This is a genomic window from Rhizobium sp. NFR03, assembly GCF_900111275.1.
Classification (GTDB): Bacteria; Pseudomonadota; Alphaproteobacteria; order Rhizobiales; family Rhizobiaceae; genus Ferranicluibacter.
In genome coordinates this window covers 35,735-60,965 of sequence record NZ_FOGR01000001.1, presented here as the reverse complement: position 1 = coordinate 60,965, position 25,231 = coordinate 35,735, and the positions used below count along the sequence as shown (strand labels likewise).

Annotated in this window: 22 protein-coding genes, 1 tRNA gene and 1 pseudogene; 13 read left to right on the top strand and 11 right to left on the bottom strand. The window is 61.5% G+C overall.

The window, feature by feature from the left end; genetic code table 11:
- The first annotated feature begins 118 nt into the window (after nucleotides 1-118).
- Both BSG19_RS00275 and BSG19_RS00270 read left to right on the top strand, forming a co-directional pair.
- On the top strand, nucleotides 119-1,147 hold the full coding sequence (locus tag BSG19_RS00275; RefSeq protein WP_092983798.1) for a L,D-transpeptidase family protein: 1,029 nt from the start codon (nucleotides 119-121) through the stop codon (nucleotides 1,145-1,147).
- A 287-nt stretch (nucleotides 1,148-1,434) separates the two neighbouring features.
- Nucleotides 1,435-1,794, top strand: a complete 360-nt coding sequence (locus BSG19_RS00270; RefSeq protein WP_092983796.1) for a DUF4189 domain-containing protein — start codon at nucleotides 1,435-1,437, stop codon at nucleotides 1,792-1,794.
- Nucleotides 1,795-2,492: 698 nt separating this feature from the next.
- On the opposite strand, the gene BSG19_RS25920 is transcribed toward BSG19_RS00270, so the two are convergent.
- From BSG19_RS25920 to BSG19_RS00255, 3 genes and pseudogenes are all read right to left on the bottom strand, one after another.
- Nucleotides 2,493-2,633, bottom strand: a complete 141-nt coding sequence (locus BSG19_RS25920; protein ID WP_170865816.1) for a hypothetical protein — start codon at nucleotides 2,631-2,633, stop codon at nucleotides 2,493-2,495.
- Between the two features lie 129 nt (nucleotides 2,634-2,762).
- Nucleotides 2,763-2,951: pseudogene (locus BSG19_RS00260) on the bottom strand (hypothetical protein); the annotation flags it as partial.
- A gap of 131 nt (nucleotides 2,952-3,082) precedes the next feature.
- Nucleotides 3,083-3,158 (bottom strand) — tRNA-Lys (locus tag BSG19_RS00255).
- Between the two features lie 306 nt (nucleotides 3,159-3,464).
- On the opposite strand from BSG19_RS00255, the gene BSG19_RS00250 reads away from it, so the two are divergent.
- Both BSG19_RS00250 and BSG19_RS00245 read left to right on the top strand, forming a co-directional pair.
- Nucleotides 3,465-4,211 carry a cytochrome c biogenesis CcdA family protein gene (locus tag BSG19_RS00250; protein WP_092983789.1) on the top strand — a complete coding sequence of 249 codons (747 nt, stop codon included), beginning with the start codon at nucleotides 3,465-3,467 and terminating at the stop codon, nucleotides 4,209-4,211.
- A gap of 30 nt (nucleotides 4,212-4,241) precedes the next feature.
- Nucleotides 4,242-5,237 carry an AEC family transporter gene (locus BSG19_RS00245; protein WP_092983787.1) on the top strand — a complete coding sequence of 332 codons (996 nt, stop codon included), beginning with the start codon at nucleotides 4,242-4,244 and terminating at the stop codon, nucleotides 5,235-5,237.
- Here BSG19_RS00245 and BSG19_RS00240 read toward each other — a convergent pair.
- Entirely contained in the window at nucleotides 5,205-6,407 is a 1,203-nt protein-coding gene (locus tag BSG19_RS00240) for a UbiH/UbiF family hydroxylase (RefSeq protein WP_092983785.1), read from the bottom strand. The two genes, BSG19_RS00245 and BSG19_RS00240, sit on opposite strands and share 33 nt — an antisense overlap.
- Before the next feature lie 424 nt (nucleotides 6,408-6,831).
- On the opposite strand from BSG19_RS00240, the gene pcsA reads away from it, so the two are divergent.
- From pcsA to BSG19_RS00200, 8 genes are all read left to right on the top strand, one after another.
- Nucleotides 6,832-7,557, top strand: a complete 726-nt coding sequence (gene pcsA, locus BSG19_RS00235) for a phosphatidylcholine synthase (RefSeq protein WP_092985415.1) — start codon at nucleotides 6,832-6,834, stop codon at nucleotides 7,555-7,557.
- Nucleotides 7,558-7,568: 11 nt separating this feature from the next.
- A complete protein-coding gene (locus BSG19_RS00230; protein WP_092983783.1) occupies nucleotides 7,569-8,543 on the top strand; it encodes a quinone oxidoreductase family protein in 975 nt (324 codons plus the stop codon).
- A gap of 50 nt (nucleotides 8,544-8,593) precedes the next feature.
- Entirely contained in the window at nucleotides 8,594-10,192 is a 1,599-nt protein-coding gene (locus BSG19_RS00225) for an ABC transporter ATP-binding protein (RefSeq protein ID WP_092983781.1), read from the top strand.
- A complete protein-coding gene (locus BSG19_RS00220; protein ID WP_092983779.1) occupies nucleotides 10,182-11,309 on the top strand; it encodes an ABC transporter permease in 1,128 nt (375 codons plus the stop codon). Before BSG19_RS00225 ends, BSG19_RS00220 begins: the two co-directional genes overlap by 11 nt.
- A gap of 1 nt (nucleotide 11,310) precedes the next feature.
- Complete coding sequence (locus tag BSG19_RS00215; RefSeq protein ID WP_092983777.1) at nucleotides 11,311-12,231, top strand: ABC transporter permease; 921 nt, start codon at nucleotides 11,311-11,313, stop codon at nucleotides 12,229-12,231.
- A 39-nt stretch (nucleotides 12,232-12,270) separates the two neighbouring features.
- Nucleotides 12,271-13,341 carry a BMP family ABC transporter substrate-binding protein gene (locus BSG19_RS00210; RefSeq protein ID WP_092983775.1) on the top strand — a complete coding sequence of 357 codons (1,071 nt, stop codon included), beginning with the start codon at nucleotides 12,271-12,273 and terminating at the stop codon, nucleotides 13,339-13,341.
- Nucleotides 13,342-13,599: 258 nt separating this feature from the next.
- The gene (locus BSG19_RS00205) at nucleotides 13,600-14,358 is read left to right on the top strand and encodes a FadR/GntR family transcriptional regulator (protein WP_092983773.1); all 759 of its coding nucleotides are present in this window, start codon (nucleotides 13,600-13,602) and stop codon (nucleotides 14,356-14,358) included.
- A gap of 144 nt (nucleotides 14,359-14,502) precedes the next feature.
- Complete coding sequence (locus tag BSG19_RS00200; protein ID WP_092983771.1) at nucleotides 14,503-15,798, top strand: hemolysin family protein; 1,296 nt, start codon at nucleotides 14,503-14,505, stop codon at nucleotides 15,796-15,798.
- A 177-nt stretch (nucleotides 15,799-15,975) separates the two neighbouring features.
- Here the strand turns inward: BSG19_RS00200 and BSG19_RS25915 are convergent, their stop codons facing one another.
- The 7 genes from BSG19_RS25915 to BSG19_RS00165 all read right to left on the bottom strand — a co-directional run bounded on the left by BSG19_RS25915 (nucleotide 15,976) and on the right by BSG19_RS00165 (nucleotide 23,573).
- Nucleotides 15,976-16,122: a hypothetical protein gene (locus tag BSG19_RS25915; RefSeq protein ID WP_092983769.1), complete on the bottom strand. Its 147-nt coding sequence runs from the start codon at nucleotides 16,120-16,122 to the stop codon at nucleotides 15,976-15,978.
- A 104-nt stretch (nucleotides 16,123-16,226) separates the two neighbouring features.
- Nucleotides 16,227-17,444, bottom strand: coding sequence for a molybdopterin molybdotransferase MoeA (gene glp, locus BSG19_RS00190; protein ID WP_092983767.1), 1,218 nt, complete (start codon nucleotides 17,442-17,444; stop codon nucleotides 16,227-16,229).
- Complete coding sequence (moaC, locus tag BSG19_RS00185; RefSeq protein ID WP_092983765.1) at nucleotides 17,441-17,950, bottom strand: cyclic pyranopterin monophosphate synthase MoaC; 510 nt, start codon at nucleotides 17,948-17,950, stop codon at nucleotides 17,441-17,443. Before moaC ends, glp begins: the two co-directional genes overlap by 4 nt.
- A complete protein-coding gene (gene trpC / locus BSG19_RS00180) occupies nucleotides 17,950-18,765 on the bottom strand; it encodes an indole-3-glycerol phosphate synthase TrpC (protein ID WP_092983763.1) in 816 nt (271 codons plus the stop codon). Before trpC ends, moaC begins: the two co-directional genes overlap by 1 nt.
- Nucleotide 18,766: 1 nt before the next feature.
- Entirely contained in the window at nucleotides 18,767-19,786 is a 1,020-nt protein-coding gene (gene trpD / locus BSG19_RS00175; protein ID WP_092983761.1) for an anthranilate phosphoribosyltransferase, read from the bottom strand.
- A 14-nt stretch (nucleotides 19,787-19,800) separates the two neighbouring features.
- On the bottom strand, nucleotides 19,801-21,690 hold the full coding sequence (locus tag BSG19_RS00170) for a peptidylprolyl isomerase (protein WP_092983759.1): 1,890 nt from the start codon (nucleotides 21,688-21,690) through the stop codon (nucleotides 19,801-19,803).
- Between the two features lie 116 nt (nucleotides 21,691-21,806).
- Complete coding sequence (locus BSG19_RS00165) at nucleotides 21,807-23,573, bottom strand: hypothetical protein (protein WP_244529041.1); 1,767 nt, start codon at nucleotides 23,571-23,573, stop codon at nucleotides 21,807-21,809.
- 218 nt (nucleotides 23,574-23,791) lie between these two features.
- On the opposite strand from BSG19_RS00165, the gene glmU reads away from it, so the two are divergent.
- A complete protein-coding gene (glmU, locus tag BSG19_RS00160; RefSeq protein WP_092983757.1) occupies nucleotides 23,792-25,171 on the top strand; it encodes a bifunctional UDP-N-acetylglucosamine diphosphorylase/glucosamine-1-phosphate N-acetyltransferase GlmU in 1,380 nt (459 codons plus the stop codon).
- Nucleotides 25,172-25,231 lie beyond the last annotated feature (60 nt).

Sequence of the window (25,231 nt, the reverse complement as noted above, 5' to 3'; positions counted from 1 at the left end):
AAGGGATGACGCAGACCGGCTTCAGGAAAGATTAACCATGTAGGGAGAGTGTGTTAGCGGTGTACTTCACGCGCCGCTGCGACACAACTTCGTCGCGATTGTGATCGATAGAGACCGCATGCCAGCATTTTCGACCCTGAAAGCCCTTCGCAAGGCCTGCGTTCAGACCGCCGCTATTGCCGCGCTCGGCATTGCGTTGAGTGGCTGCATGGCGCTCGACGTCACGGAGGCGCCGCCGAAACTGTCGTCGAAGATGGTAGCGGAGATGACCCGCAAGGGCATGAAGGCGGAGAGCCCCGTGCTCGTGCGCATTTTCAAGCAGGAAAGCGAACTGGAGATCTGGAAGGTCGACCGGAGCGGCAAATACGCACTGCTGAAGACGTACCCCATCTGCCGCTGGTCCGGTGATCTCGGGCCGAAGCGGAAGTCGGGAGACCGGCATGCGCCGGAAGGTTTCTACCATGTGACGAAGGGCATGCTCAATCCGAACTCGCAGTTCTACGTCTCTTTCAACCTCGGCTACCCGAACCGGCTGGAAAGCGCGCTCGGCTACACCGGCGAAGCGCTGATGGTCCATGGCGCGTGCTCGTCTTCCGGCTGCTACGCGATGACTGACCAGGGCGTCGGCGAAATCTATGCGATCGTGGCGCGGGCGCTGGAAGGCGGTCAGGCGAGTTTTCAGGTGCAGGCCTTTCCCTTCCGCATGACGGCCCAGAACATGTCCGCGCATCGTGGCGATCCGAATCTTGCCTTCTGGCGCGTGCTCAAAGAGGGTTACGATGCCTTCGAGATCACCCGCAGGCAGCCGAAGGTATCGGCCTGCGGCGGACGCTACGTATTCGACAAGACGTTCCTGAACGGCGAGCCGACAGACCCGCTTGCGGCATGTCCGGAAGCCACACCGGGCATCGAACCGCAGGCGCTGGCAAAGATTGCCGAGGAGAACCGCGCGATCGATGCTCTCGTCGGTGGGCCCGTGCCGATTGCCGCCTCCATGAGCGCGTACGTCGATGGCGGCATGCATCCGGTTTTCCGCACGCTTTTGAAGCAGGCAGGCGCCAAAGCCATGGCTGCCAAGGTCTCCGGTACGAAGTACCCTATCAGCCGGCCAGAGGCTGCTCTCGCCGATCCATTCGCCGGGAAATAACGTATGCACGCAGCGGCTGTATACAATGGCAGGCTGTCGGTGCACCTTTGCGGTTGAGGTGAATGCAACGTCTTCAACGCCCATCGACCGCCAGCAACTGTCTGACGAGAATGGGCCAGCCGACGTTCACCATGTGCATTAGCTATGCCCAACATAAAATCATGGGCGACGGCTGCGCCTATATTGTCGTGTTCCCCCGGGTCCTGTAGCCATACTCCCCAGGTCCCCGTCATTCCGGCAGGGACGCTCGACGATAGTCGGGACATTCGACCTCGGGGGAGATTTTCATGAAGACCTTTATTCGTATCGCTTTTGCAACAACCGTTCTTCTCGCCGGCCCGGTCAGTTCGGCTTTCGCGTTCGGCGCCATCGCGGTCAATGACGAACAGGGCATGGCAGCCGACGAAGCCGGCTATGGAATGGGCTGGGGAAGCTCGCGGAAGGAAGCGGAAAGAAACGCTGTTCAGGAGTGCAAGTCCGCCGGAAACGACGACTGCAAGGTTGCCGTATGGTTTGAACAGTGTGGCGCCTACGCCGGGGATCGCGTCAATTATGGTATCGGCTACGGCTCGACCCAGAAGGCTGCCGAAACGATGGCAACCAAAGATTGCCCGAACTGCAAGATCGTCGTTTCGGATTGCCAGTAAATCGAATTCGGCCGCTGCGCTCTCTTCAAGCCTGAAGCGCATCGGTCCTTCGGAATAGCTGAAAACGCTTGCAAAGCCCGTTATGTGAAGGAGACGTCACGCGACGGGCTTTCTGCCATTCAAGCCGATGCGCGTTCTGCGCGACAGGCCTACAGCCGCTGAATGGAATCTATGCCTGCCCGTGGAGCTGCGGCGCCTCGATGTGGAACGAGAACGATCGTCAGGACGGTTGCGACGAGGGAGGCGATCAGGATAACGCCAAGGGGCAGGGAGGTAAGCTTCATCGTCACAGCGTCCGCTTGGTCGACTGAAGGCGATAGCACGTCGCACTGCGTCGCGGTATTCGCTCCAAACATTGATCTTCTGCACGTTCGGTGACCGGAGATTCGGACGCCTGTGCAGTGAAATCATTGTGCCGGGAGAAACTGTCCGCAAGCTGTCTGCCACGCCGTGCGGCCGTAAGATGCGATCCCCGCAGCCCCGCCATCACGATGTGTTGCTCCGGGCACGCTTGCGTTGAAAATATTCGATCTTACATCGGTGCAAACAAAGGGTAATGCGCCATGTATAAATTCATGATGAAGGAATTGATTGTCGTCATAGCGGCGCTATGCGCCATCTCGGGATTGACGTTCGCGATGCTTGCACTGTCTGCCTGATCGCAGACAGGAAGCCGGATCGACTTGTGTGTCTTTCCGTCAGAGAACGAGCATACCGATAACCATCGCGATGGGAACGGGAACGCCAACGAGCCAGACCAGAAGCTCCCGAACCATGAATACGCTGTAATCGTCCAGAACAGCGCCTCTTCGCTTCCGCTGTCTCCAAGCTTCCAGCATCGCAATCTCCTGTCTCAGCCTGACTGTCGCCGCATCAACTCGGAATATGCGTTTTCGTTCCGCTTCGGATGACGCGAAGTCACGCGTTCATCCATAGAAGGCCGTCTATGACTGCTCTTTAGAGGACGGCGAACGTCCCGATGGAATTGCAGTCTCCGTTACGGAAACCGGATCGCTTGCAGGAAACGTATCTTCGAGCCCCGCTTCCAACGCGTCCCCCTTATCTTCACGAGCGGATTTCTCCTGCCGCACAGATTGAACGGCCTGCGATTCCGCTTCGTCGTCCGGACGGAAGTCGCCGTTCTCGCCACCTGTCATCGGCACCTTCTTGAACTCGATCACGTCCTGTCTCCTCATAATTTAGGCACTCCGGAAACTGCCTCGAAGACAGAATGTTCCCGCCGGCCTCTGGGCTTCGGCTCGTTATGGACAGGGGCTGGAAAGGAGAGTGGTGAGCGCGCAGGGATTCGAACCCTGGACCTACAGATTAAAAGTCCGTTGCTCTACCAACTGAGCTACGCGCTCCCGCGCCGGCCACCAAGGTGCCCGGCGAAAGTTGGCGGAGATATGCATAGGCGTGCGGTTGCGGTCAACCCATAAATCCGCAGATCCCCGATTTCGCGGCGGTAACATCCGCTGGCGCGGAACGGGTATGCGACACAGGCCGGCGGAAGCGGCAACGGATTTGATGACGGCTTAACGTGAGACGGGCGTCACGTCTCCGGCATGCGGCGTCTGGCGCCATTGCTGGCGGGGGCCTTGCGCGGTAACACCGTCTCCGTCCGTCCAGCGCTGTCACACGCGAGCGGGATCGTTTCGAAGGAACAGGTTTTGTCGATAGCCGATATTTCAATCTGGACGGCGGTGCTTGCGGGGGCCCTGTCGTTCCTTTCGCCCTGCGTTCTACCACTTGTGCCGCCTTACCTCTGTTACATGGCCGGCGTCTCCGTCGATCAGTTTCGCGGCGGAAATGGCGTGGCGGCGGTTGCAACGCGGCGTGCCGTCTTGCCGTCTGCGCTTTTGTTCACGCTCGGCTTTTCCACCGTCTTCATCTCGCTGGGAATCGGTGCGTCGTCTGTCGGTCTTCTTCTCCGGCAGCATATGGATCTGCTTTCGCGAATCGGCGGCATCGTCGTAATCATCATGGGTCTGCATTTCCTCGGCGTGCTGCGCATCGGCCTGCTTGGGCGGGAGGCGCGCTTTCAGGGCGGTGGGAAGCCGGCCACGCTGTCGGGTGCTTACATCATGGGGCTTGCCTTCGGCTTCGGCTGGACGCCCTGCATCGGCCCCGTGCTCGGGACGATCCTTGGCGTCGCGGCAGCGCGCGATACGGTATCGGAGGGTGCGATGCTTCTTGCCGTCTATTCCCTCGGCCTCGCCATCCCTTTCTGGATCGCAGCCGCATTCTCCGGTGCGTTCATGGGTTTTTTGTCGCGCTTCCGGCGGCATCTGGGGCTTGCGGAGAAGATCATGGGCGGCCTGCTTGTCGTTGCCGGCCTTGCGTTCCTGTTCGGCCTCGTCAGCACGGTCTCCATCTGGTTTCAGCAGACCTTTCCGGTTCTGATGCAGATCGGTTGAGCAGACACGCGCCACCTACGGGATCACGACATGACAGATGTTTTCAGCCTCGTGGCACCGTTCTTTGGCCTGATCCTCCTCGGCTACGGCGCAGCGTATGGTCTCGGGCGGCGAAACAGGGGTGGAGGTGTTCCAACGAGGCCGGGCCTCGAAGGCATGGCGTGGCTGAACGTCTACATTCTCTATCTTGCGCTGCCATCGCTGTTCTTCACGCTCATTTCCCGCACGCCGATACACGAACTGACCCGGTTCGATTTCATTCTGGCGGATGTCGCTGCGACCTATTCCGTTTTTGCGCTCATTTTCGGGGTGGCGTTATGGGTTCGCCGCGCGCCTCTGGCTGAAGCGACGGTGCAGGGGCTTGCCGCTGCCTATGGCAATATCGGCTACATGGGTCCGGGACTTGCCCTTCTTGCACTTGGGGAACGGGCGGCTGTGCCCGTCGCGCTGATATTCTCCATCGAGAACGTCGCGCATTTCATCACGGCCCCGGCGCTCATGGCGATTGCGGGAAGCGAAAAGCAGAACCCGGCACGCCTCGCACTATCCGTCCTGCGCAAAATTCTGCTGCATCCCTTTATACTGGCGACGGCTATCGGCGTCGCCGCGGCTGCTTTTCAGGTGCAGCCGCCCGTCGCGATCCGCCGCCTGATCGAGGCGCTTGCGCCGACGGCAGCGCCTTGTGCGTTGTTTGCGATGGGGGTGACGCTTGGCCTTCGGCCGCTAAAGAGGGCGCCGGTCGAACTGACCTATATCGTACCGGCCAAGCTGCTGCTGCACCCGGCGGTGATGTATCTCGTGCTGAGTGCGGCCGGTCATTTCGAGCCGGTCTGGGTGCAGGCTGCGGTGCTGCTTGCGGCGCTACCGACCGCAACGAACGTCTTCGTGATCGCCGAGCAGTACGGCGTCTGGCAGGAGAGGGCGTCTGCGACAATCCTCATCACGACGGCTCTCTCCATGTTCAGTGTCACCGCTCTTCTCTACCTGATCGGTTCAGGCGGGGTGCCGGCCGATCTTTTCCCGTAAGCCGCCCAGCATCGACCGTATCGCACTTCCCGGGCGCAGACCCTCTTGCATGACAACGCTGCGCAGTGCGCCTGCCGACGAAAGAGCCTGAAGCCCGCCCGCCCGAAGCATCTGAACCGGAAGGAAGCCGGTGAGCAGGGAACGGTTCAGCAAATCCACGCTGACCGTGCGGCTGAGAATATCCGCGCGGCGGCGCCGATCGTAGCGATTACCGAGATCCGCTGGCACGGCCGGCAGTTCGGCGAGCATGGCGACCAGCGTCATGACGTCGCGCAGGCTGAGGTTCAGGCCCTGCGCGCCGATGGGCGGGAACGCATGCGCTGCCTCGCCAACGAGAATCACACGGCCTTTACCGAAGCGGGTCGCGGCCATGCCGGAAAGCGGAAACGTCTGCGGCTCGGTGTCGATATCGACTTTCCCGAGCATGGACTGCATCCGTTGCTCCACCGCGCTCGACAGCGCGGCCCTGTCCCACGTCAGCGTCTGCGATGCGGCATCCGGCGTCATCACCCAGACGAGGCTGGAACGTCTTCCGGGAAGCGGAACCTGCGTAAAGGGACCCTGCCGAGTGTGAAACTCCGTCGAGATGTTCTCATGCGGACGTTCATGCGCGAAATTCAGCACGAGCGCCGTCTGGGGATAGCTCCAGTTGCGCGTCTCGATATGACAGGCATCGCGGACGAGCGAGCGCCGTCCGTCTGCGCCGATCACCAGTGATGCCGTCAGCGCCTGTCCATCGGCCAGCGTCAGGGTGCACCTCGTCGCGTTCTCCACAAGGCCCTGCAGTCTCGCATCAATGCGGGTTATGGCCGGTGCGGCTTCGATGCGGCGGTTCAGGACATCGAGGAATGGCGCGTTCGGAAGATTGTAGCCGAAGGCGTCGAGGCCAATTTCGGCTGCCCGGAATGTGACGACGGGCGCGCGCAGAAGACGATCCGTGCCGTCGATGATGCGCAGGGTTGCGAGCGGTGCGCCGAGCGATGCCGCCTCTTCGCCAAGATCAAGCCGTTTGAGAAAGCCAATAGCCTCGTCCATCAACGCTGTTGTTCGCCGGTCATGCGGGGCGGCCGGTGCGATCAAGGCTACGCTGCGTCCGTCTCTGGACAGAGCGAGCGCCGCAAGCGCTCCTGCGAGGCCGGCGCCGATGATGGCGATGTCGTAGTGATCCATGATTCGGTCCTCTTCCTTCGCCTCAGCCGTCTCATTATCCGCGAAGGGCCCAGGCGCGCACCGTACGATCCGATATCGGCAGCGCCGTGCGTCATACATGACGCACTTAGGTCCGCTGTAGCCTTTTACACCTGCTGCATCATCTTTTGTGAAATCGATTCCGATTTACGGAATTATGCAGTACCGCCTGGCAAGCCTTTTTGGAATGGTCGCCGTTGCCGCACTTGGTGCCTAAGTCCACAGCGGATTACGCAAGGCTATCGGCAATCGTTTGTTTTTGCTGGCAGAGCAGGGCAAACGATGCATATTACGGACATGCCGGCAGCGACACCGTCGCGGCGGAGGAGGCGGTGCGGCATGGCCTGGCGATATCCGGGCCGCTCACCGAGTTTACGCGAAGCGTCAGCACAGGATGCGTCTGCCGATGAAGTTCTTCAATTACAAGCCGGTTCCCTACGCCGAGATCCGCGCTTTCTCGGTCCATGTGCTCACGGCTTCGGGATCGTTTCTCGCTTTCCTCGGCGTCGTCGCCGCTGCGGAACATCGCTTTGTTGATATGTTCTGGTGGCTGGGCCTGGCGCTGGCCGTCGATGGTATCGACGGACCGATCGCACGGAAGGTCCGCGTCAAGGAAGTGTTGCCCAACTGGTCGGGCGATACGCTCGACAACGTCATCGACTATGTGACCTATGTCCTTCTCCCGGCCTTCGCGCTCTATCAGAGCGGCATGATCGGCGAGCCCTGGTCATTCGTCGCGGCAGGCGCCATCGTCATGTCGAGCGCGATCTATTACGCCGACATGGGCATGAAGACCGACGAGTATTTCTTCTCCGGCTTTCCGGTCGTCTGGAACATGGTCGTGTTCACGCTCTTCGTGGTGCAGGCAAGCGAGCTTGCGGCGTCCATCGTCGTCTTCGTCTCGGTGTTCCTCACCTTCATGCCGATCAGCTTTCTCCACCCCGTGCGCGTACGGCGTTTGCGGCCGCTCAACCTCGCAGTCTTCACCGCCTGGTCGGTGCTCAGTGCCTATGCGCTTCTGATGCATTTCGAGACCCCCGGCTGGGTCGTCTGGGGCGTCGTCGGCACAGGCGTCTATCTCTACGTCATCGGGTTTATTCTGCAGATCTTTCCCAATCTCGGACGCGAATAAAGGAACAGGCCATGGCAAGAGCAATCATGATACGGGAGCTTGGCGGTCCCGACGTCCTGAAGATCGAGGGCTTGACCGTTCCGCCGCCGTCGCGCGGCGAGGTTCAGATCCGTCAGGAGGCGATCGGCGTCAACTTCATCGACGTTTACTTCCGGACCGGCCTCTATAAGGCGGCAAGCCTTCCCTTCGTTCCGGGTAAGGAAGGCGCGGGTATCGTGACGGCGGTCGGCGATGGCGTCACGCTTTTCTCGAAGGGCGACCGCGTCGCCTATGCCGGTTCGGACGGGGCCTATGCGAGCGAGCGCAACATCGATGAGCAGCAGCTGATCAAGGTGCCGGACGATATTCCGTTGGAAACAGCGGCCGCTATGATGCTGAAGGGCATGACCGCGCAGTACCTGCTCAACCAGACCTTTGCCGTCGGGCCCGATACGGTTCTCCTGTTTCATGCGGCAGCCGGCGGCGTCGGACAGATTGCCGGGCAGTGGGCCAAGGCACTCGGGGCGACGGTGATCGGCACGGCCGGCTCGCCAGAGAAGATCGCGATGGCGCTCGAGCATGGTTACGACCATGTCATCGACTATCGGTCCGAGGATTTCGTTGCGCGGGTCAAGGACATCACCAAGGGCAAGGGCGTTGATGTGGTGTATGATTCCGTTGGCAAGGACACCTATCCCGCCTCGCTCGACTGCCTGAAGCCTCGGGGTCTCTGGGTGAGTTTCGGCAACTCGTCCGGCGCCGTGGAGGCCTTCAACATCGGCATGCTGTCGCAGAAGGGATCGCTGTTTGCCACCCGTCCGACACTCTACACGTACACCTCCACGCGGCCGCAGTTGGAGGCGTGTGCAAACTCTTTGTTTGATGTTGTGCGGAGCAATAAAGTGCGTATCAATATCAACCAGACCTATGCGCTTGATAATGCCAGCCAGGCACATGCGGATCTGGAAGCCAGAAAGACGAGCGGAACAACTTTGCTGATTCCCTGAGAAGCCGAAAACGGCGCCCGGGCATCTGCGGCTTGAAAGAGAGGGATGGCGTGGCGGTTCAAGGACCCAGCGCCGACAGCACACTGCTGTCGGTCAGCAAGCTGACGAAGATTTTCGGGACATTTGCCGCCTGCAACGGGATCGATCTCGATATACGGCCAGGCGAAATCCATGCGCTTCTCGGTGAGAACGGCGCGGGGAAGTCCACCCTCGTCAAAATGCTCTTCGGCGTGATTGGGCCCACGAGCGGGCAAATCTGCTGGCGTGGCCAGCCGGTGCACATTGCAAGCCCCGGTGCCGCACGACGCCTCGGTATCGGCATGGTGTTCCAGCACTTTTCCCTGTTTGAAGCACTGACGGTTGCGGAGAACATCGCGCTTTCGATGGACCCGGGCATATCGCTCAACAAGATCTCGGAAGAGGCCGCCGCCCTGTCGGTCAGCTACGGGCTGCCGCTCGACCCGAAAGCACATGTGGCCGACCTCTCCGTCGGCGAGCGCCAGAGAATCGAGATCGTGCGGGCGCTGCTCCAGAACCCGCACCTCATCATTCTCGACGAGCCGACATCCGTGCTGACGCCGCAGGAGGCCGACCGGCTGTTCGAGACGCTGGCGAAGCTCAAGGGCGAAGGCCGTTCGGTTCTTTATATCAGCCATCGGCTGGAGGAGGTTCAGCGCATCTGCGACCGCGCGACCGTGTTGCGACACGGCAAGGTGACAGGGGCCTGCGATCCGCGCCGGGAAACACCGGCATCGCTCGCACGCATGATGGTGGGCAGCGATGTTGCCCATGTCAGCGCCTCGGCTACGTCGGCGAAGGGCAAGGTGCAACTCGAAGCGCGACATCTCAAAGCTGCGGCCCGCACACCGTTCGCCGTGGCGCTGAAGGACATCTGTCTGAAGGTGCATGCCGGAGAGGTGCTGGCGATTGCCGGTGTTGCAGGCAACGGACAGGGTGAACTCTTCGATGCCCTGTCGGGTGAATATCCAACCGCTGAGAACGACGCCGTCTTCATCCGCGAAAAACCCGTGGGCAGGCAGGGCATCAACGAGCGACGCGCGCTGGGCGCCGGTTTCGTGCCGGAGGAGCGACACGGGCATGCTGCGGTATCCGCCTTGCCGCTGTCGGAAAATCTCGTGCTGGCGCGCTATTATTCGGACCGCAAGGCCTTCATTGGCGGCGGCGGATTGGGCTTGATCCGCAACGGTGCGGTCAAGCGGGCTGCAAAACGCATTTCGGAAGCGATGGACGTGCGCAAAAGTGGCGAAGATCCGCTTGCCGGCTCGCTGTCGGGTGGAAACCTGCAGAAATTCATCGTCGGGCGCGAGCTCGATCGTCAACCTTCGGTGCTTATCGTCAACCAGCCGACCTGGGGTGTCGATGCCGGCGCGGCAAGCCGCATCCGTCAGGCGCTCGTCGATCTCGCCAAGGCCGGTTCCGCCGTGCTGATCATCAGTCAGGATCTCGACGAAATCTTCGAGGTGGCGACCGAGATCGCCGTCATCAACGAGGGCAAGCTTTCACAAATCTATCCTGCCTCAGCCCTGTCACGCGAAAGGATCGGGCTGCTGATGGGCGGCATGCACGGGACGACGGCGTCCGAGGCGGGTGCTGCCGCGACTGCGAAAGAAACTGCCCATGCGCATTGAACTTGAAAAGCGACCGAAGGTCTCTCTTCTCTACGCCTTCCTGTCTCCCGTCATCGCGCTCGTTCTGACTGTCGTGGCCGGCGCGATCATGTTCGTGTTTCTCGGCAAGGACCCCGGACTGGCGCTCTACAGCTTCTTCATCGAACCTCTGACGGAAGTCTGGTCGCTGCACGAACTCGCCATCAAGGCGGCGCCGCTCATTCTGATCGGTGTCGGGCTGTCGGTCTGCTACCGGTCGAACAACTGGAATATCGGTGCGGAAGGCCAGTTCATCATGGGTGCGGTGGCCGGCTCCGTCATCCCCGTCGTCTTTCACGAGTGGCATTCCGCGCTCGTCCTGCCGCTGATGCTCGTCACGGCCATGATCGGTGGCGCCCTCTATGCCGGTATCCCCGCCTTTCTCAAGGCACGGATGAACACGAATGAAATCCTGACGAGCCTGATGCTGGTCTATGTCGCCCAGTTTTTCCTCGACTGGCTGGTGCGTGGGCCATGGCGCGACCCCGGCGGGTTCAACTTCCCGGTGACGCGCACATTCGCACCGGAAGCAATCCTGCCGGAAATGCTGGCCTCCGGCCGCGCCAATTATGGATTCGCCTTCGCGATCGTCGCTGCATTCGCCATCTGGTTCATGATGCGCTTTACGCTCAAGGGCTTCGAGATCTCGGTTCTCGGACAGTCGGAGCGGGCAGGGCGGTTCGCCGGCTTTTCCTCGCGGCGGATGATCTGGTTTTCGATGCTACTGTCGGGCGCCTTTGCCGGGCTTGCCGGCATTTCCGAGGTCTCCGGCGCCATCGGCAAGCTGCAGCCTGTCATTTCGCCCGGCTACGGCTTCACCGCCATCATCGTCGCCTTTCTCGGGCGTCTCAACCCGCTGGCGATCATCGTCGCCGGCCTCGTTCTCGGTCTCACTTATCTCGGCGGTGAGGCGGCGCAGATTTCGCTCGCCCTATCGGACAAGGTCGTCCGGGTGTTTCAGGGACTGCTGCTCTTCTTCGTGCTCTCCTGCGACACGCTGATCCAGTACCGCATCCGGATCGTCTGGCGCCGAATGTCAGGCGGGGTGGTGACGGGCCAAGCGGTACCGGGCGCAGCGGCTGCGGAAGGAGCACTCTGACATGGGTATCATCGAAGCCATTCTGCTGACCGTGATCACGGCCGCGACGCCGCTGGTGATTGCAGCCGCTGGCGAACTGGTCACAGAGCGGTCCGGCGTGCTCAACCTCGGCGTCGAGGGCATGATGATCATCGGGGCCGTCTGCGCATTCGCTGCCACTCAGGCGACCGGGTCGCCCTATATCGGCATCCTCGCGGGTATTCTGTCCGGCACGGTGTTCTCGCTGCTCTTCGGTTTCCTGACGCTGACGCTGGTGGCGAACCAGGTCGCCACCGGTCTGGCGCTGACCATTCTCGGCCTCGGCCTTTCCGGTCAGATCGGGGAGCCCTATGCCGGGCAGTCGGGTATCAAGCTGCCGCAGATCGTCTTTCCCGTCCTCAGCGATATCCCGGTCATCGGCCGGCTGCTCTTTCAGCAGGACCTGATCTTCTATCTGTCCATCGCACTGATTGCCGGCATCCACTGGTTCCTGTTTCGCAGCCGCGCCGGGCTGAAGCTGCGCTCGGTGGGAGACAGCCATACCTCGGCTCATGCGCTCGGCATCAATGTCATCCGTACCCGTTACCTCGCCGTCATGTTCGGCGGCGCCTGCGCCGGGCTCGCCGGCGCGCAACTGTCGCTCGTCTATACGCCGCAGTGGGTCGAGAACATGACAGCCGGGCGCGGCTGGATCGCGCTCGCACTGGTCGTCTTCGCATCCTGGCGGCCGTGGCGCATCGTTGCCGGTGGCTATCTGTTCGGCGCGGTGTCCATCAGCCAGCTTTATGCACAGGGTAATGGCTTCAACGTGCCGTCGCAGCTTCTGTCGGCGCTTCCCTACCTTGCAACGATCGTGGTGCTCGTGCTCATCTCGCAGAACCGCCGTATGACGATGATCAACACGCCGGCCTCGCTCGGCAAACCCTTCGTGCCGGATCGCTGATCGGCTACTCGTATTCTTCGACAACATAAGAGGTTCAAAATGAAGAAACTTATCCTCGCTCTCGTCGCCACGACGGCGGCTATCGGGTTTGCCGCTTCGGCAAGCGCCCAGGAGAAGGCAAAGATCTGCTTCGTCTATGTCGGCTCCAAATCGGACGGCGGCTGGACGCAGGCTCACGACATCGGTCGGCAGGATCTCGAAAAAGCGCTTGGCGACAAGATCGAGACGCAGTTTCTCGAAAACGTGCCGGAAGGCCCGGATGCGGAACGCGCCATCGAACGCCTGTCGCGCTCTGGCTGCGGCCTGATCTACACGACGTCGTTCGGCTTCATGGATGCGACGGTGAAGGTCGCCGCCAAATTCCCGAAGGTCATGTACGAGCACGCGACCGGCTACAAGACTGCGCCGAACGTTGCAACCTATAACAGCCGCTTCTACGAAGGCCGCTACATCCAGGGGCAGATCGCGGCGAAGATGTCGAAAAAGGGCGTGGCGGGCTACATCGCCTCCTTCCCGATCCCGGAAGTCGTGATGGGTATCAACGCCTTCCTGATCGGCGCGCGTTCCGTCAATCCGGACTTCAAGATCAAGGTCGTCTGGGCGAACACATGGTTCGATCCGGGCAAGGAAGCCGACGCGGCCAAGGCGCTCATCGACCAGGGCGTCGACGTGCTGACGCAGCACACCGACACCACCGCGCCGATGCAGGTTGCAGCCGAACGCGGCATCAAGGCATTCGGCCAAGCCTCAGACATGATTGCAGCCGGCCCGAAGACGCAGATGACGGCGATCGTGGACACCTGGGGCGCCTACTACATCAAGCGCACGCAGGCCTTCCTCGATGGCAAGTGGGAAACCGCTTCCAGCTGGGATGGCCTGAAGGACGGCATCCTCACGATGGCGCCCTACACGAACATGCCCGACGATGTGAAGGCCATGGCCGAAGCGACACAGGCGAAGATCGAATCGGGCGAGCTGAAGCCTTTCACAGGCCCGCTGAAGAAGCAGGATGGCAGCGAGTGGCTCAAAGCTGGCGAGACCGCGGAAGACAAGGTTCTCCTTGGCCTGAACTTCTACGTTGACGGCGTCGATGACAAGCTGCCGCAGTAAGCTCGGCTGAGGGTTCGCCGTAAGACTGTCTCTCTACAAATCTTCCAAGCAGGGCTGCGAAAGCTGCCCTGCTTATCATTTTGCCTCCCGGCAACGACCGATTTCCATTATTGCGTTCGAATTCCATTTCATTCTCGGATGAAATGGAAATTCTACCCTCTCCCTCCAAGACACTCATATTATCATATGATATGATTTTTACGTCGTCCGGGAGGAACGTGGCGACGGAATGTGTATTGAGTCCTACGAGGGGGAAGCATGAAGAAGGGTCCGCTGGAGACGCTGATTACCGGCGTCGATACGCGCACGAGCCATTCGCAGGTTGTGGATGTGCTCGGCCGGGCGATTATTTCCGGTGAATTCCCCGTTGGCACGATCCTGCCAGGCGATCAGGAACTGGCCATGCGCTTCAAGGTATCCCGCACCGTGCTGCGCGAAGCCATGAAGACACTGGCTGCCAAGGGATTGATCGTGCCGAGGGCGCGCATCGGAACGCGGGTAACAGCGCGTAACCAGTGGAACCTGTTCGACAGCGACATCCTTACCTGGCACTTCCACAACGGCATCGACGAGGACTTCCTGACGCATATCAGCGAGGTTCGCATGGCTTTTGAACCGCATGCCGCAGCGCTTGCCGCGATTCATGCGACCGAAGCCGAGATCAGCCACATGATGCGGCTTGCCGTGGCCATGGGCGATCCCGCGCATACACCCGAATCGCTGGCTGTCGCGGATCTTCGTTTTCACCTTGCCGTTGCCGAAGCATCCGCCAATCCGTTCATGCGCAGCGTCGGCAGCCTGATCGAGGCAGCACTGGTCGGCATCTTCAAGCTCAGTTCGCCTGCGGCCGACCGCGAGGGCATCGAAGACGTCTCGCGCAACCATATCCGCATCGTGGAACAGATCAGCAGACGGGATGAGGCAGGGGCCCGCGCGGCGATGGAAGTCGTCATCCGCGTCGGTCGCGCCCGTGTTCGCGTGGCCATGGACGACGTTCCCGAAACGGTTGCGGGCTGACATTCAGCGCACTGCGGCCGCAAGAATGGTAAAACTTGCCCCGTACCGCCTTGCTGCATTGCGCGGTTCCGCCTATTTCATGAAAACGATGAACTCGTAAACCCTCAAACCTGCAGGGTGTCGAGCATCGGTTTTCGAGGATCCATGTCCGAACTGCTCGTCATTTTCGTTCTTCTTCTGATCAATGCCTTCTTCGCCATGTCGGAAATGGCCCTCGTTTCCGTCAGCCGGCCGATGCTGCGGCAAATGGCCCGGCAAGGAAACGTCCGTGCGGAGATGGCGCTGAACCTGGCGGAAGATCCGGGCAAGTTCCTCTCGACGGTACAGGTCGGCATCACGCTCGTCGGTACACTGGCCGGCGCGTACGGCGGCGCGACGATCGCTGACAAGCTGGCTCCGATCCTGAACGATATCAGCTGGATCAACCCCTATGGCAGTACCGTTTCGGTCGCTGCCGTCGTCACCCTGATCACCTATCTCTCGGTCGTCATCGGCGAGCTTATTCCGAAACAGCTGGCGCTCCGCAATTCCGAAGGCATCGCCATGTTCGTGGCGCGGCCGATGTCGATCCTGTCGAAGGTGGTATCGCCGGTCGTCTATCTGTTCGAAGGCTCGGCGAAAGTCTTCATGCGCGTCTTCGGCGTGACCAGCAACAAGGACGCGGTGACGGAAGAGGAGGTTCAGGCGATCATGGCGGAAGGTGTCGAAAGCGGCGCCATCGAGAAATCCGAACATGAAATGTTGCGCCGCATCATCCGGCTGGGAGATCGCAACGTCAAATCCATCATGACGCACCGGACCGAGGTGAGTTTCATCGATGCGAATGACACGCTGGAGGCTGTGCGCGCGAAGATCGAGCAGACCTCGCATTCCCGTTATCCGGTCATGGACCCTGCCACGGGCGAGATCCTCGGCGCCGTGCTCGTGAAGGAGGTCTTGAACGTCGGAGCGCGTGGGGCGTTCGACATTCGCGCCTTCGTCAAGGAACTTCATGCGCTGCCGGAGACGGCGTCTTGCCTGAAGGCGCTGGAAGCTTTCAAATCCTCGCGCATCAACATGGCGATGATCGTCGACGAATATGGCAGCATCGAAGGCATCATCACGATCGCCGATATTCTTGAGGCAATCGTCGGCGTGCTCCCGTCGAACTACGACGATATCGAGCATGCGCTGATTCGCCTCCGCGAAGACGGGTCTTATCTCGTGGACGGTCGTACACCGATCGACGAAATTCACCTGACGATCGGCATTGATGAAATCGATTCGGATGGCAGCTACGAGACCATCGCTGGCTTCCTCGTGCAGGAGTTACGTAAATCTCCTGAGGAGGGGGATGTTGCCGAGGCGTTCGGATACAGATTCGAAGTCGTGGATATGGATAGCCGCCGGATCGACAAGATCCTGGTGTCGAAACTCGACGTCGCTCCGTCGGAAAAGTGAGGCGCGACTAACCGGTACATTCGAGACAAACAAAAAGGCCGGGGGTTGCCCGACCTTTCGTTCTCAGAGTTCCTGTAACCTGCTAGTTCATCCGTAGTCAGATCACCTGACCCTGAGTATCTGCTGGAATGGTTAATGAAGATTTAACGTGCAGGCCTTGCGTCGGCCTTACGCGCTTCAGTTTTCCTGAACCGAAATGCCATTCTCGCCGATCTTGAGTTCGACGCCCTGCGGTTCCTTCTCGCGGTCGTAGATGTAAACGCCCATGACGATGACGAGAACAACCAGTGCGCCCAAGAGAGCGTAGAGTCCGTTTCGGTTCATGCTGATATCCCCTTCGTTACCGATACTTACCAGCAGATGAGATAGGGTTGCGGGCCGTTTTGGAAAGGTCGCCAAAACGAATCGCTGTACGATCCCAATGAACTCTAGAGGTCGCGTAGCAGCAAGACGGTGCAGGCCGATCCCGCGTCTGCAGCCGGTGCGCCCGGCGCCCTGACGATCAAAGCGTCCGACTGGGCAAACGTTTGCATCATCGAGGAATCCTGCCGCTCGAAGGCTGTTGCCGAAAGGCTGCCATCGGCCGAGCGAGCGAGCGTCGCGCGGATGTAATCCTGCCGCTTGTCGTTGGCGGCGAGGGGCCGGGCCGACGTGGCAGCCGCAAGGCGGTTGCGCGCTTTGAGATGGCCGAGGGTGCGGATGAGGGGCTCAAGGAACAGGAACCCGCAAACGAGGCTCGACACGGGGTTTCCGGGAAGGCCGAGCACCTGCATGTCGCCGAGGCGGCCGACCATCAGCGGCTTGCCCGGGCGCATGGCGATGCGCCAGAAATCAAGCTCCATACCGGCGCCGACCAAGGTCGATTGCACGAGGTCGTGGTCGCCGACAGATGCACCGCCGAGTGTGACGAGGATATCGGCGTCCGCCGCCTGTGCAGCCGCCAGCTGTTCCTCTATGCTCGATCTGCTGTCGGGTGCGATGCCGAGGTCGATAATCTCGGCGCCGCTTTCCCGCGCGATGGCGGCGATGCCGAAGGTGTTCGAGGCGACGATCTGGTCGGGCCCCAGGTCGCTCCCGGGCGGCAGAAGTTCGTCCCCTGTCGCGAGAATAGCGACACGGACACGCCGGAAGACGTGTAGACGGGCGTGGTTCATACCTGCAGCCACCGTGAGACGACCAGCATCGAGCTGCTCTCCGCTATGAAGGACGACATCGCCTTCACGGAAATCCTGGCCGCGTGGGCGAATATGACGACCCCGTGCGGGCACGAAGCGCGTCTGTATGCGATGATCGTCAAGCCGCTCGGCATCTTCCTGGATTAGCACCGTATCGGCGCCGTTCGGCACAGGAGCACCGGTGAAGATGCGCACTGCCTGTCCGGGAAGAACTGTCCCGGCAAAGCGGTTTCCCGCCGCGGATTCACCGATGACGGTGACAATGGCGCCGATCTCGGCGATATCCTCGGCGCGTAACGCATAGCCGTCCATGGCAGACGAGTCGAAGGGCGGTTGGGTGAGGCGGGATGCAACGTTCCGGGCCAGGACCCGCCCGTGGGCTTCGCCGATAGCGACCTCTTCCGTCTCCGTCACAGCGCGGGCGGCAGTCAGCAGGCGCGCCAGCGCATCCTCAACGGGAAGCAGGCTCATGGCTGTTCGCTCTCGCGGCTCGTGCTGCCACGCACATAATCGCCGGAGCGTCCGCCCGACTTCTTCAGGAGGCGGATGCCGCCGATTTCCATCTCGCGATCGATGGCTTTCGCCATGTCGTAGATCGTCAGGCAGGCGACGCTTGCGGCTGTCAGCGCCTCCATTTCGACGCCGGTGCGGCCGTTGAGCTTGGCCAGTGTCTCGATACGAAGGCCGGGAAGAGTGTCGTCGGGTACGATATCGACGGAAACCTTGGTCAACATCAGAGGGTGGCAGAGGGGGATGAGGTTGGCCGTCTGCTTGGCTGCCATGATGCCTGCGAGGCGGGCCGTGCCGATGACGTCGCCCTTTTTTGCGTCGCCAGCGAGGATGAGGCGCAATGTTTCCGGTTGCATGCGAACATAGCCTTCGGCAACGGCGATCCGGACCGTCTCACCCTTGTCGCCGACATCGACCATGCTGGCTTCGCCCGTTTCACCGAGATGGGTCAGCGGCGTGTTCGTCATCACTCGGCTGCCTGTGTTGCGGCGGCCTCTGAGAGCAGGAGCCGGGTAGCAGCCGCTACATCCTCCTGCCGCATCAGGCTCTCGCCGACGAGGAACGTGCCAATGCCGGCAGTTTTCAGGCGGGCGCAGTCGGCCGGGGTAAAGATGCCGCTCTCGCCGACGAGGTGCCGATCGTCCGGCACCATCGGCGCAAGACGCTCGGACACTGCGAGATCAACCTCGAAGGTTTTCAGGTTGCGGTTGTTGATGCCAAGGAGGGGGGACGACAGGCGAAGCGCGCGCTCCGTTTCTGGCTCGTCGTGCACCTCGACCAGGACGTCCATGCCAAGCTCGAATGCGCAGTCTTCCAGCCGGCGCGCATCGTCGTCGGTGAGCGAGGCCATGATGAGTAAAATGCAATCGGCACCCCAGGCTCGGGCCTCATGCACCTGATAGGTCTCGAACATGAAATCCTTGCGCAGTGCGGGAAGACCGCAGGCCGCGCGTGCAGCGGTCAGAAATTCCGGCGCACCCTGAAAGCTCGGTCCATCCGTCAACACCGAAAGGCAGGCTGCTCCGCCGCGTTCGTACGCCTTTGCAAGTGCCGGCGGATCGAAGTCGGGGCGGATCAGGCCTTTGCTGGGAGACGCCTTCTTGATCTCGGCGATGAGACCATATTTGCTCGCCCCACGCTTGGCCTCCAGTGCCTTCAGGAATCCTCGCGGAGCTTCCTGGCCGGCAGTCATGGCCTTGAGATCGTCCAGCGAGACACGCGTCTTCGCGGCGGCGATTTCCTCGCGCTTGTAGAGTTCGATGCGGTGAAGAATGTCGCTCATGTCAGGCCTCCTCTGCATTCGATACACGTATCAGCGCTTCGAGCGCGGCGCGGGCCGCGCCCGTTTCCAGGGCGTCGCGTGCCATCGCCATGCCATCCATCAACGAGCCTGCACGGCCGGAAATGACCAGGGCGGCAGCGGCATTGGCAAGGGAAATATCGCGATAGGGCGTCACATCGCCGTCGAGGACGCCGCTCAACGCCTTTGCGTTATATGCGCCATCGCCACCCTTGAGGACGGAGAGATCGACCGTCGGCAGACCGAAATCAGCCGGCGTCAGGTCGAAGGTGCGAATGGCGCCGTTCTCGATCGCGGCAACGTGTGTCGTGCCGGTCGTGGTGATCTCGTCGAGGCCTTCGCCATGGACGACCCAGACACTGACCGAGCCGAGGTCGCGCAGGACTTCGGCGACGGGAACCACCCATTGCGGCGAAAATACGCCGACCAGCTGGCGGCCGACACCCGCAGGATTGGAGAGCGGCCCGAGAAGATTGAAGATGGTGCGGGTGCCCAGTTCGACCCGGGTGGGGCCGACATGGCGCATCGCCGAATGGTGTTGCTGGGCGAACATGAAGCCGACGCCGGCTTCGCGAATGCAGCGGGCGATGGCGTCCGGCCCGATATCGAGCTTGACGCCGAGGCAGGAGAGCGCGTCGGCCGTGCCGGATTTCGAGCTGAGCGCGCGGTTGCCGTGCTTGGCGACGGGGACGCCCGCGCCGGCGACGATCAGGGAGGCGAGCGTCGAAATATTGTAGGTGCCGGCACCATCGCCCCCGGTTCCGACGATATCGATCGCTTCGGGCGGCGCGTCGACCGTGAGCATGCGCGCGCGCATGGCGCCGACAGCACCAACGATTTCATCGACCGTTTCGCCGCGCACCCGCAGCGCCATGAGGAAGCCGCCGATCTGCGATTGTGTCGCGGCGCCCGACATGATGATCTCGAAGGCGGCCCGCGCGTCCTCCCGGTCGAGAGACTGACCGAGCGCCGCCTTGGCGATGAAGGGTTTAAGGTCCGCCATACGATACCGTCCGCCTACTGCTGTGCCAGCGCCGTTTCGGCCACCTGCTGGTTGATCGAAACGCCGTAGCGGGTCTGCAACTCGGTCACCATCTGGTCGAGGATGTCGTCGCCGCTTGCCTGGGCGATGGCATCGACCTGCCGGCTGTCCTGATCCAGCGCATCGCCTGCAGCATTCTCGACGGCCGTCACCTTGAGCAGGATCTGTCCTTCGCCATCGGTGCCGGGCGCGTTCGTCACGAGGCCGTTCGGTCCGCTGAAGGCAGCCGTTACGGCAGCGGGGGAGAGCGCGGCATCCTGTGCCGTGCGGCGGAGACCTGTCTTCGTCTCGACGGCGATGCCCAGTTCCGTCGCAATCGTCTGAAGAGTTTCGCCCTTTTCCACACGTGCCTTCAGGTCCGCGGCGCGCTTGGCCAGCTCGGCGCGTTGCTGCTCGGCCGTCCAGTCGGCGACGACCTTTTCGCGCGATTCGTCCAGCGTGCGGTCGCGGGCGGGCATGACGTCCTCGACCTCGAACCAGACATAGCCGTCGCGGCCGAGATTGATCGGCAGGGTGTCACTGCCCGGTTCGGCCTTGAAAACCTCGGCGAGCAATTCCTGCGGCTGAGGGAGATCGGCGATCCGTTCGCCCTGCGCATCGTTGCCGCGTGCATCGACGGCGGGGATGGAGACAGCCTTCAGGTTGCTTTCCGTCGCCGCATCCTGAAGGGTTGCCCCGGAAATGCGGGCATCTTCGAACTTGTCATGGATCGCTGTGATTTCATTGCTCGCATTGGCAAGAGCGACCTCCTGGCGGAGTTCTTCCTTCACCTCGTCGAAGGACCGCGTGGTTGCGGGACGAATATTGGTGACGCGCAGAATGACCGGGCCGAAGGCGCCATCGACGACAGGCGTGATACCGCCATCGCTGGCCACAGCAAAAGCAACATCGCCAAGCTTTGCATCCGGCACGCGTTCGCGGGTGAAGTCACCTAGCAGGACATCGGCGGAGGTCTTGCCCTGTTCGGAGACAAGTGCATCGAAGGTCGTGCCTGCGGCAAGTTTTGCGGCAGCAGCATCGGCGTCCGTGCGGCTCGCGAAGGTCAGCTGCTCGATCGTGCGGGTTTCCGGCGTGCTAAAGGTGGCCTTGCGCTTCTCGTAATCGGCGCGCAGTTCGTCTTCGGTCACGGACGCCGGGTTGGCGATATCGGTCGGCTCGAGCTTCACGTAGGAGATCTTGCGGAACTCCAGCGCGCGATATTCGGCCTTGTGTTCCTCGAACCATGGCGCAAGCACATCATCCGCCGGTGCCTTGATCGGATCCACATTCGCGTTCGAGAGAAGCAGGTAATCGACTGAACGCGTCTCGTTCTGGTAGGTCTTCAGCGCTTCGGTCAGCACGGTCGGCGCCTTGAAGCCATCCGACAGTGCCTCGACGATCTGCGAGCGAACCGCGACCTGACTGCGATTCGTGATGTAATCGACTTCGCGTAAACCGGCATTGCGCAGGACGCTGGAGAAGACGGTTCGATCGAACTGGCCGTTCACGGCGCGGAAGGCCGGATCCTGGCTGATCAGGGTGGCAAGGCGATCCTGCGACAGGCCGAGGTTCATGTCCCTCGAGAGCTGATCGAGCGTCGCGCCCGCCACAAGCTGCGAGTAGACCTGCGCCTCGACCCCGAAGGCGCGGGCCTGATCACGCGACAGGCGCGTCCCGAACTGGCGGGAAAGCTGGGAAAGCTGTCGTTCATAGGCAAGACGGAAGTCTGCCGGAGATACCTCGATATCGCCGACGGTGACAACGGCCGTCGAAGCGCTCGGCGCGATGGAAGACGAGACGCCCCAGACTGCGAACGAAGCCACGAGAACGATCAACAGGCCTTTGACGACCCAGGTCTGGGCGCCTCTCCTCAGCATTTCCAACATAAGACTGCGCACCTCAACCGACAAAACACGCGTTTGCCCCGTGGCAAACCGTGTCGTTCCTTACTGCATAAATTTCGAAATCGGAATCAATTTAAGGAGAAATTGCAAAGGCCGTCTTATGGCCGCTGCGATCCTGATGACGGGGGCATCAGGCCATTGCGAACAAATGCGTCGTAGCATGGCGTCAGCGTCACGCGGGTATGGGTGGGGAGAAGGGCCGGAGCATAGAGCGCGAGCAGGTCCGTCTGCGTCGGCGTGGCGGGGCAGGTCGGCATCAGCGCAAGATCCACCGTCCGTATGGCGTCGTTTTCCGCATTGCCCGGAGGCGGGACGGCCCTTGTCGGGTCTGCGCCGATAGCAATGTGGCGTGGCGCCTTTCGATCCATCAGCCAAGGGAACGGATTGACGAAATCGATCGACATGACCGTGTCAAACCGAACGTTCTCAAGTGATTCGAAGGCTAGTATCGCGGACACCGCACGATCTGCGTTTTCGAGCCAGGCCCACTGAAAGTCGAAATCGCTGAACAGAAGGACGGAGAAGGGTTCTCCCGCAAGCGCCAGTTCATCGAAGGCTTTCCGGTTCTCGACGAACATCGCTTCCATGAGCTTCGCACGCTCTGCAAAGCTTGGCCGGATGGCAAAGGCGCCCAGTGTCTTCAGGTTGCGGTGATCGAGACGCACTGTTCCCAGCATGCCGACCCAGGCGCGAGTGGCCTTCTGGACGATGGTGACAGCCGGGGGAATGACGACGGCGAGAGCGAGCACGGCGACCACGCCGGAGCGCACCGAATTGCCGTGGCGGCGATAATGATCGAGGCCGGCAGCAAGCACGAGCGGATAAAGAAAAATCAGGGGCTGGCTGCCGGTATTCTGACTTTCGAAGAAGAGGCCGGCAAGAAGGAAAATGGTTATCCAGACGACTGGGAGATCCGCGATCGCGGAAAACGACTTTGCCGATGGTGCGGAGGCTGCGCCGCGCAGGCGCTCGCGGACACGAACGAGATCGGTGACGGCAAGCACGATGCACAGCCCCGCTGTGGCCAGCGAGACGCCGATATTCATCGAGGCAGACTTCAGAAGCCGAGGTAGAAGCGTTTCGTCGTTCAGCTGGAGGAGGGCAAGGATATCGCCGATATAGGCAGAAACCAAGCCCGTCGCGAGTTCCAGGACGAAAAGACAGGTGGCGAAGATGCCTGCTGCGATCGTTGAGTGTTTCAAGCTCAGCCGTCCGGCGGCGAGCGCCGATATGCACATCAGGGCCCCGGCGACGATGCCGGTGATCTTGATGAAGAAGAGCGCCAGCATGCACGCCGCGACGATGCCGCAGAGTCGTCGGCCGTCCTTGACGAAGACGAGGGCTGCAGCGAGCACATAGAGCAGCTGGCAGACCTGACGGTTGTAGATGCCGAAGCCCTCGGAGCCGGGGTAGGGGTAGAAGCTACCGATGTTGAACGGCAGCAGGGCGTACAGGAGAAACGGCGCGAGCAACGCGAAGGCGAGCGCCGGGGAGCGGCGCTGGACGTCGATCAGAACCACGGCCATGAGGGGCGCAGTCACGACCAGCAGCGACCATGCCGATAAAAGGAGAGGATGCCCGTTGGGAAAAAGCCAGTTTGCACCGGCAAACAGGTAGTAACCGAGAGCACCCACCGGCGCGAAGAAATCGATGGAGGGGATCTGACCGCTCGAAATCCGATTGGTGGCGTCCAGATAGATGTAGAGGTCCCACATCATCGCGCCCATCGGCTGATGGAGAGTTTTAAGAAGCCCCAAGGGCAGCACGAGCAGCATAACGCTAAGCACGAGCAACGGCGCGGAGCGCTTCAACCAGTAGCGTTGGCCCTCCGGCGCTGCGAGTCCTTCATTCGCGACGGATGCCATGGAACGCCTCAAAACGGCTGAGTTTTCGAACTGTCCTGCTTATCGCATCGTCGTCTTTTCATTACGTTAACACCGGTTCCGAGCGCTTGCCGCGGGAAGCCAAATTCTCGCCACCGACGCGGATGCATCCGTAAATCCGCTTCGCAAAGCCATGTCTTTTGCTCTATGAGGCTCAGAAACGTCTGGCGGCTTGGCTGGACGAGACCGGGAGATACGCCATGAGCACCGCCAGCACCGACGCCCGTACCTGCCTCGCCGTGGTCCTTGCCGCCGGAGAGAGCACGCGGATGAAGTCCTCGATGTCCAAGGTGCTTCATCCCGTCGCCGGCCGCGCGATGATCGCCCATGTCATGGAATCGCTCTCCGGCGCCGGCATCCAAGCGGCTGCTCTCGTGGTGGGCCGTGACGCGGATGCGGTGGCTGCCGCCGCGCTTCGTGAGGATCTAGTCCTGACGACGCATCTTCAGACGGAGCGGCTGGGCACCGGACATGCCGTGCTCGCAGCCCGCGAGGCCATATCACGCGGCTATGACGATGTTGTCGTCGTTTTCGGGGATACGCCGCTCATCACCGCCGAGCCCTTGAAAGCAGCGCGTGCGCGGCTGGCCGCTGGCGACGACGTCGTGGTCATCGGCTTCCATACCGATCGGCCGACGGGATATGGCCGGCTGATCATCGAGGACGGGACGCTGCTTGCGATCCGCGAGGAGAAGGACGCCTCGGAGGTCGAGCGGGCGATCACCTATTGCAATGGCGGACTGATGGCGATGAATGGCGCACGCGCGCTCGCATTTCTCGATGCGATCAGCAACGACAATGCCAAGGGCGAATATTACCTGACGGATGTGGTGGAGGTGGCGCGCGCTGGAGGCGCCCGCACGATCGCCATCGAAGCGCCCGAGACCGAGCTGATGGGCTGCAACAACCGGGCGGAACTGGCAGCCATCGAAGCTGCCTGGCAGGCGCGCCAGCGTCATGCGCTGATGATTTCGGGGGTGTCGATGATCGCGCCGGAAACCGTTTTTCTGTCTTACGACACGAAACTCGACCAGGACGTGCTTGTCGAACCTAATGTGGTCTTTGGACCCGGCGTGACGGTGGAGCGTGGCGCCGTCATTCACGCGTTCTCGCATCTGGAAGGCGCGCATGTTTCGGCTGGCGCTGCGGTCGGCCCGTTTGCCCGGTTGCGGCCGGGGGCGCATCTCGGGGAGCGCGCCAAAGTGGGCAATTTCTGCGAGGTCAAGAAGTCCGAAATCGGCGAGGGGGCGAAGGTGAACCACCTGACCTATATCGGCGACGCTTTCGTCGGCGCTGGTGCCAATATCGGGGCAGGCACGATCACCTGCAATTATGATGGGGTGAACAAGCATATCACACGGATCGGCGCGAAGTCCTTCATCGGATCGAACTCCTCGCTGGTCGCCCCTGTGACCATCGGTGACGGTGCGCTGATCGCGTCCGGCAGCGTCATCACGGATGACGTGCCGGCGGATGCAGCGGCTTTCGGCCGTGCCCGGCAGACGGTAAAGCCCGGCCGCGCGAAACTGTTGCGCGAGCGGTATCTCGCCGAGAAGGCCGGCAAGAGCGGCAAGGGTTGACATGGGCTGCAGCGCCAGGCGGCGTTACCGACTGATACCGAAAGTGACGGCACGCCGGTT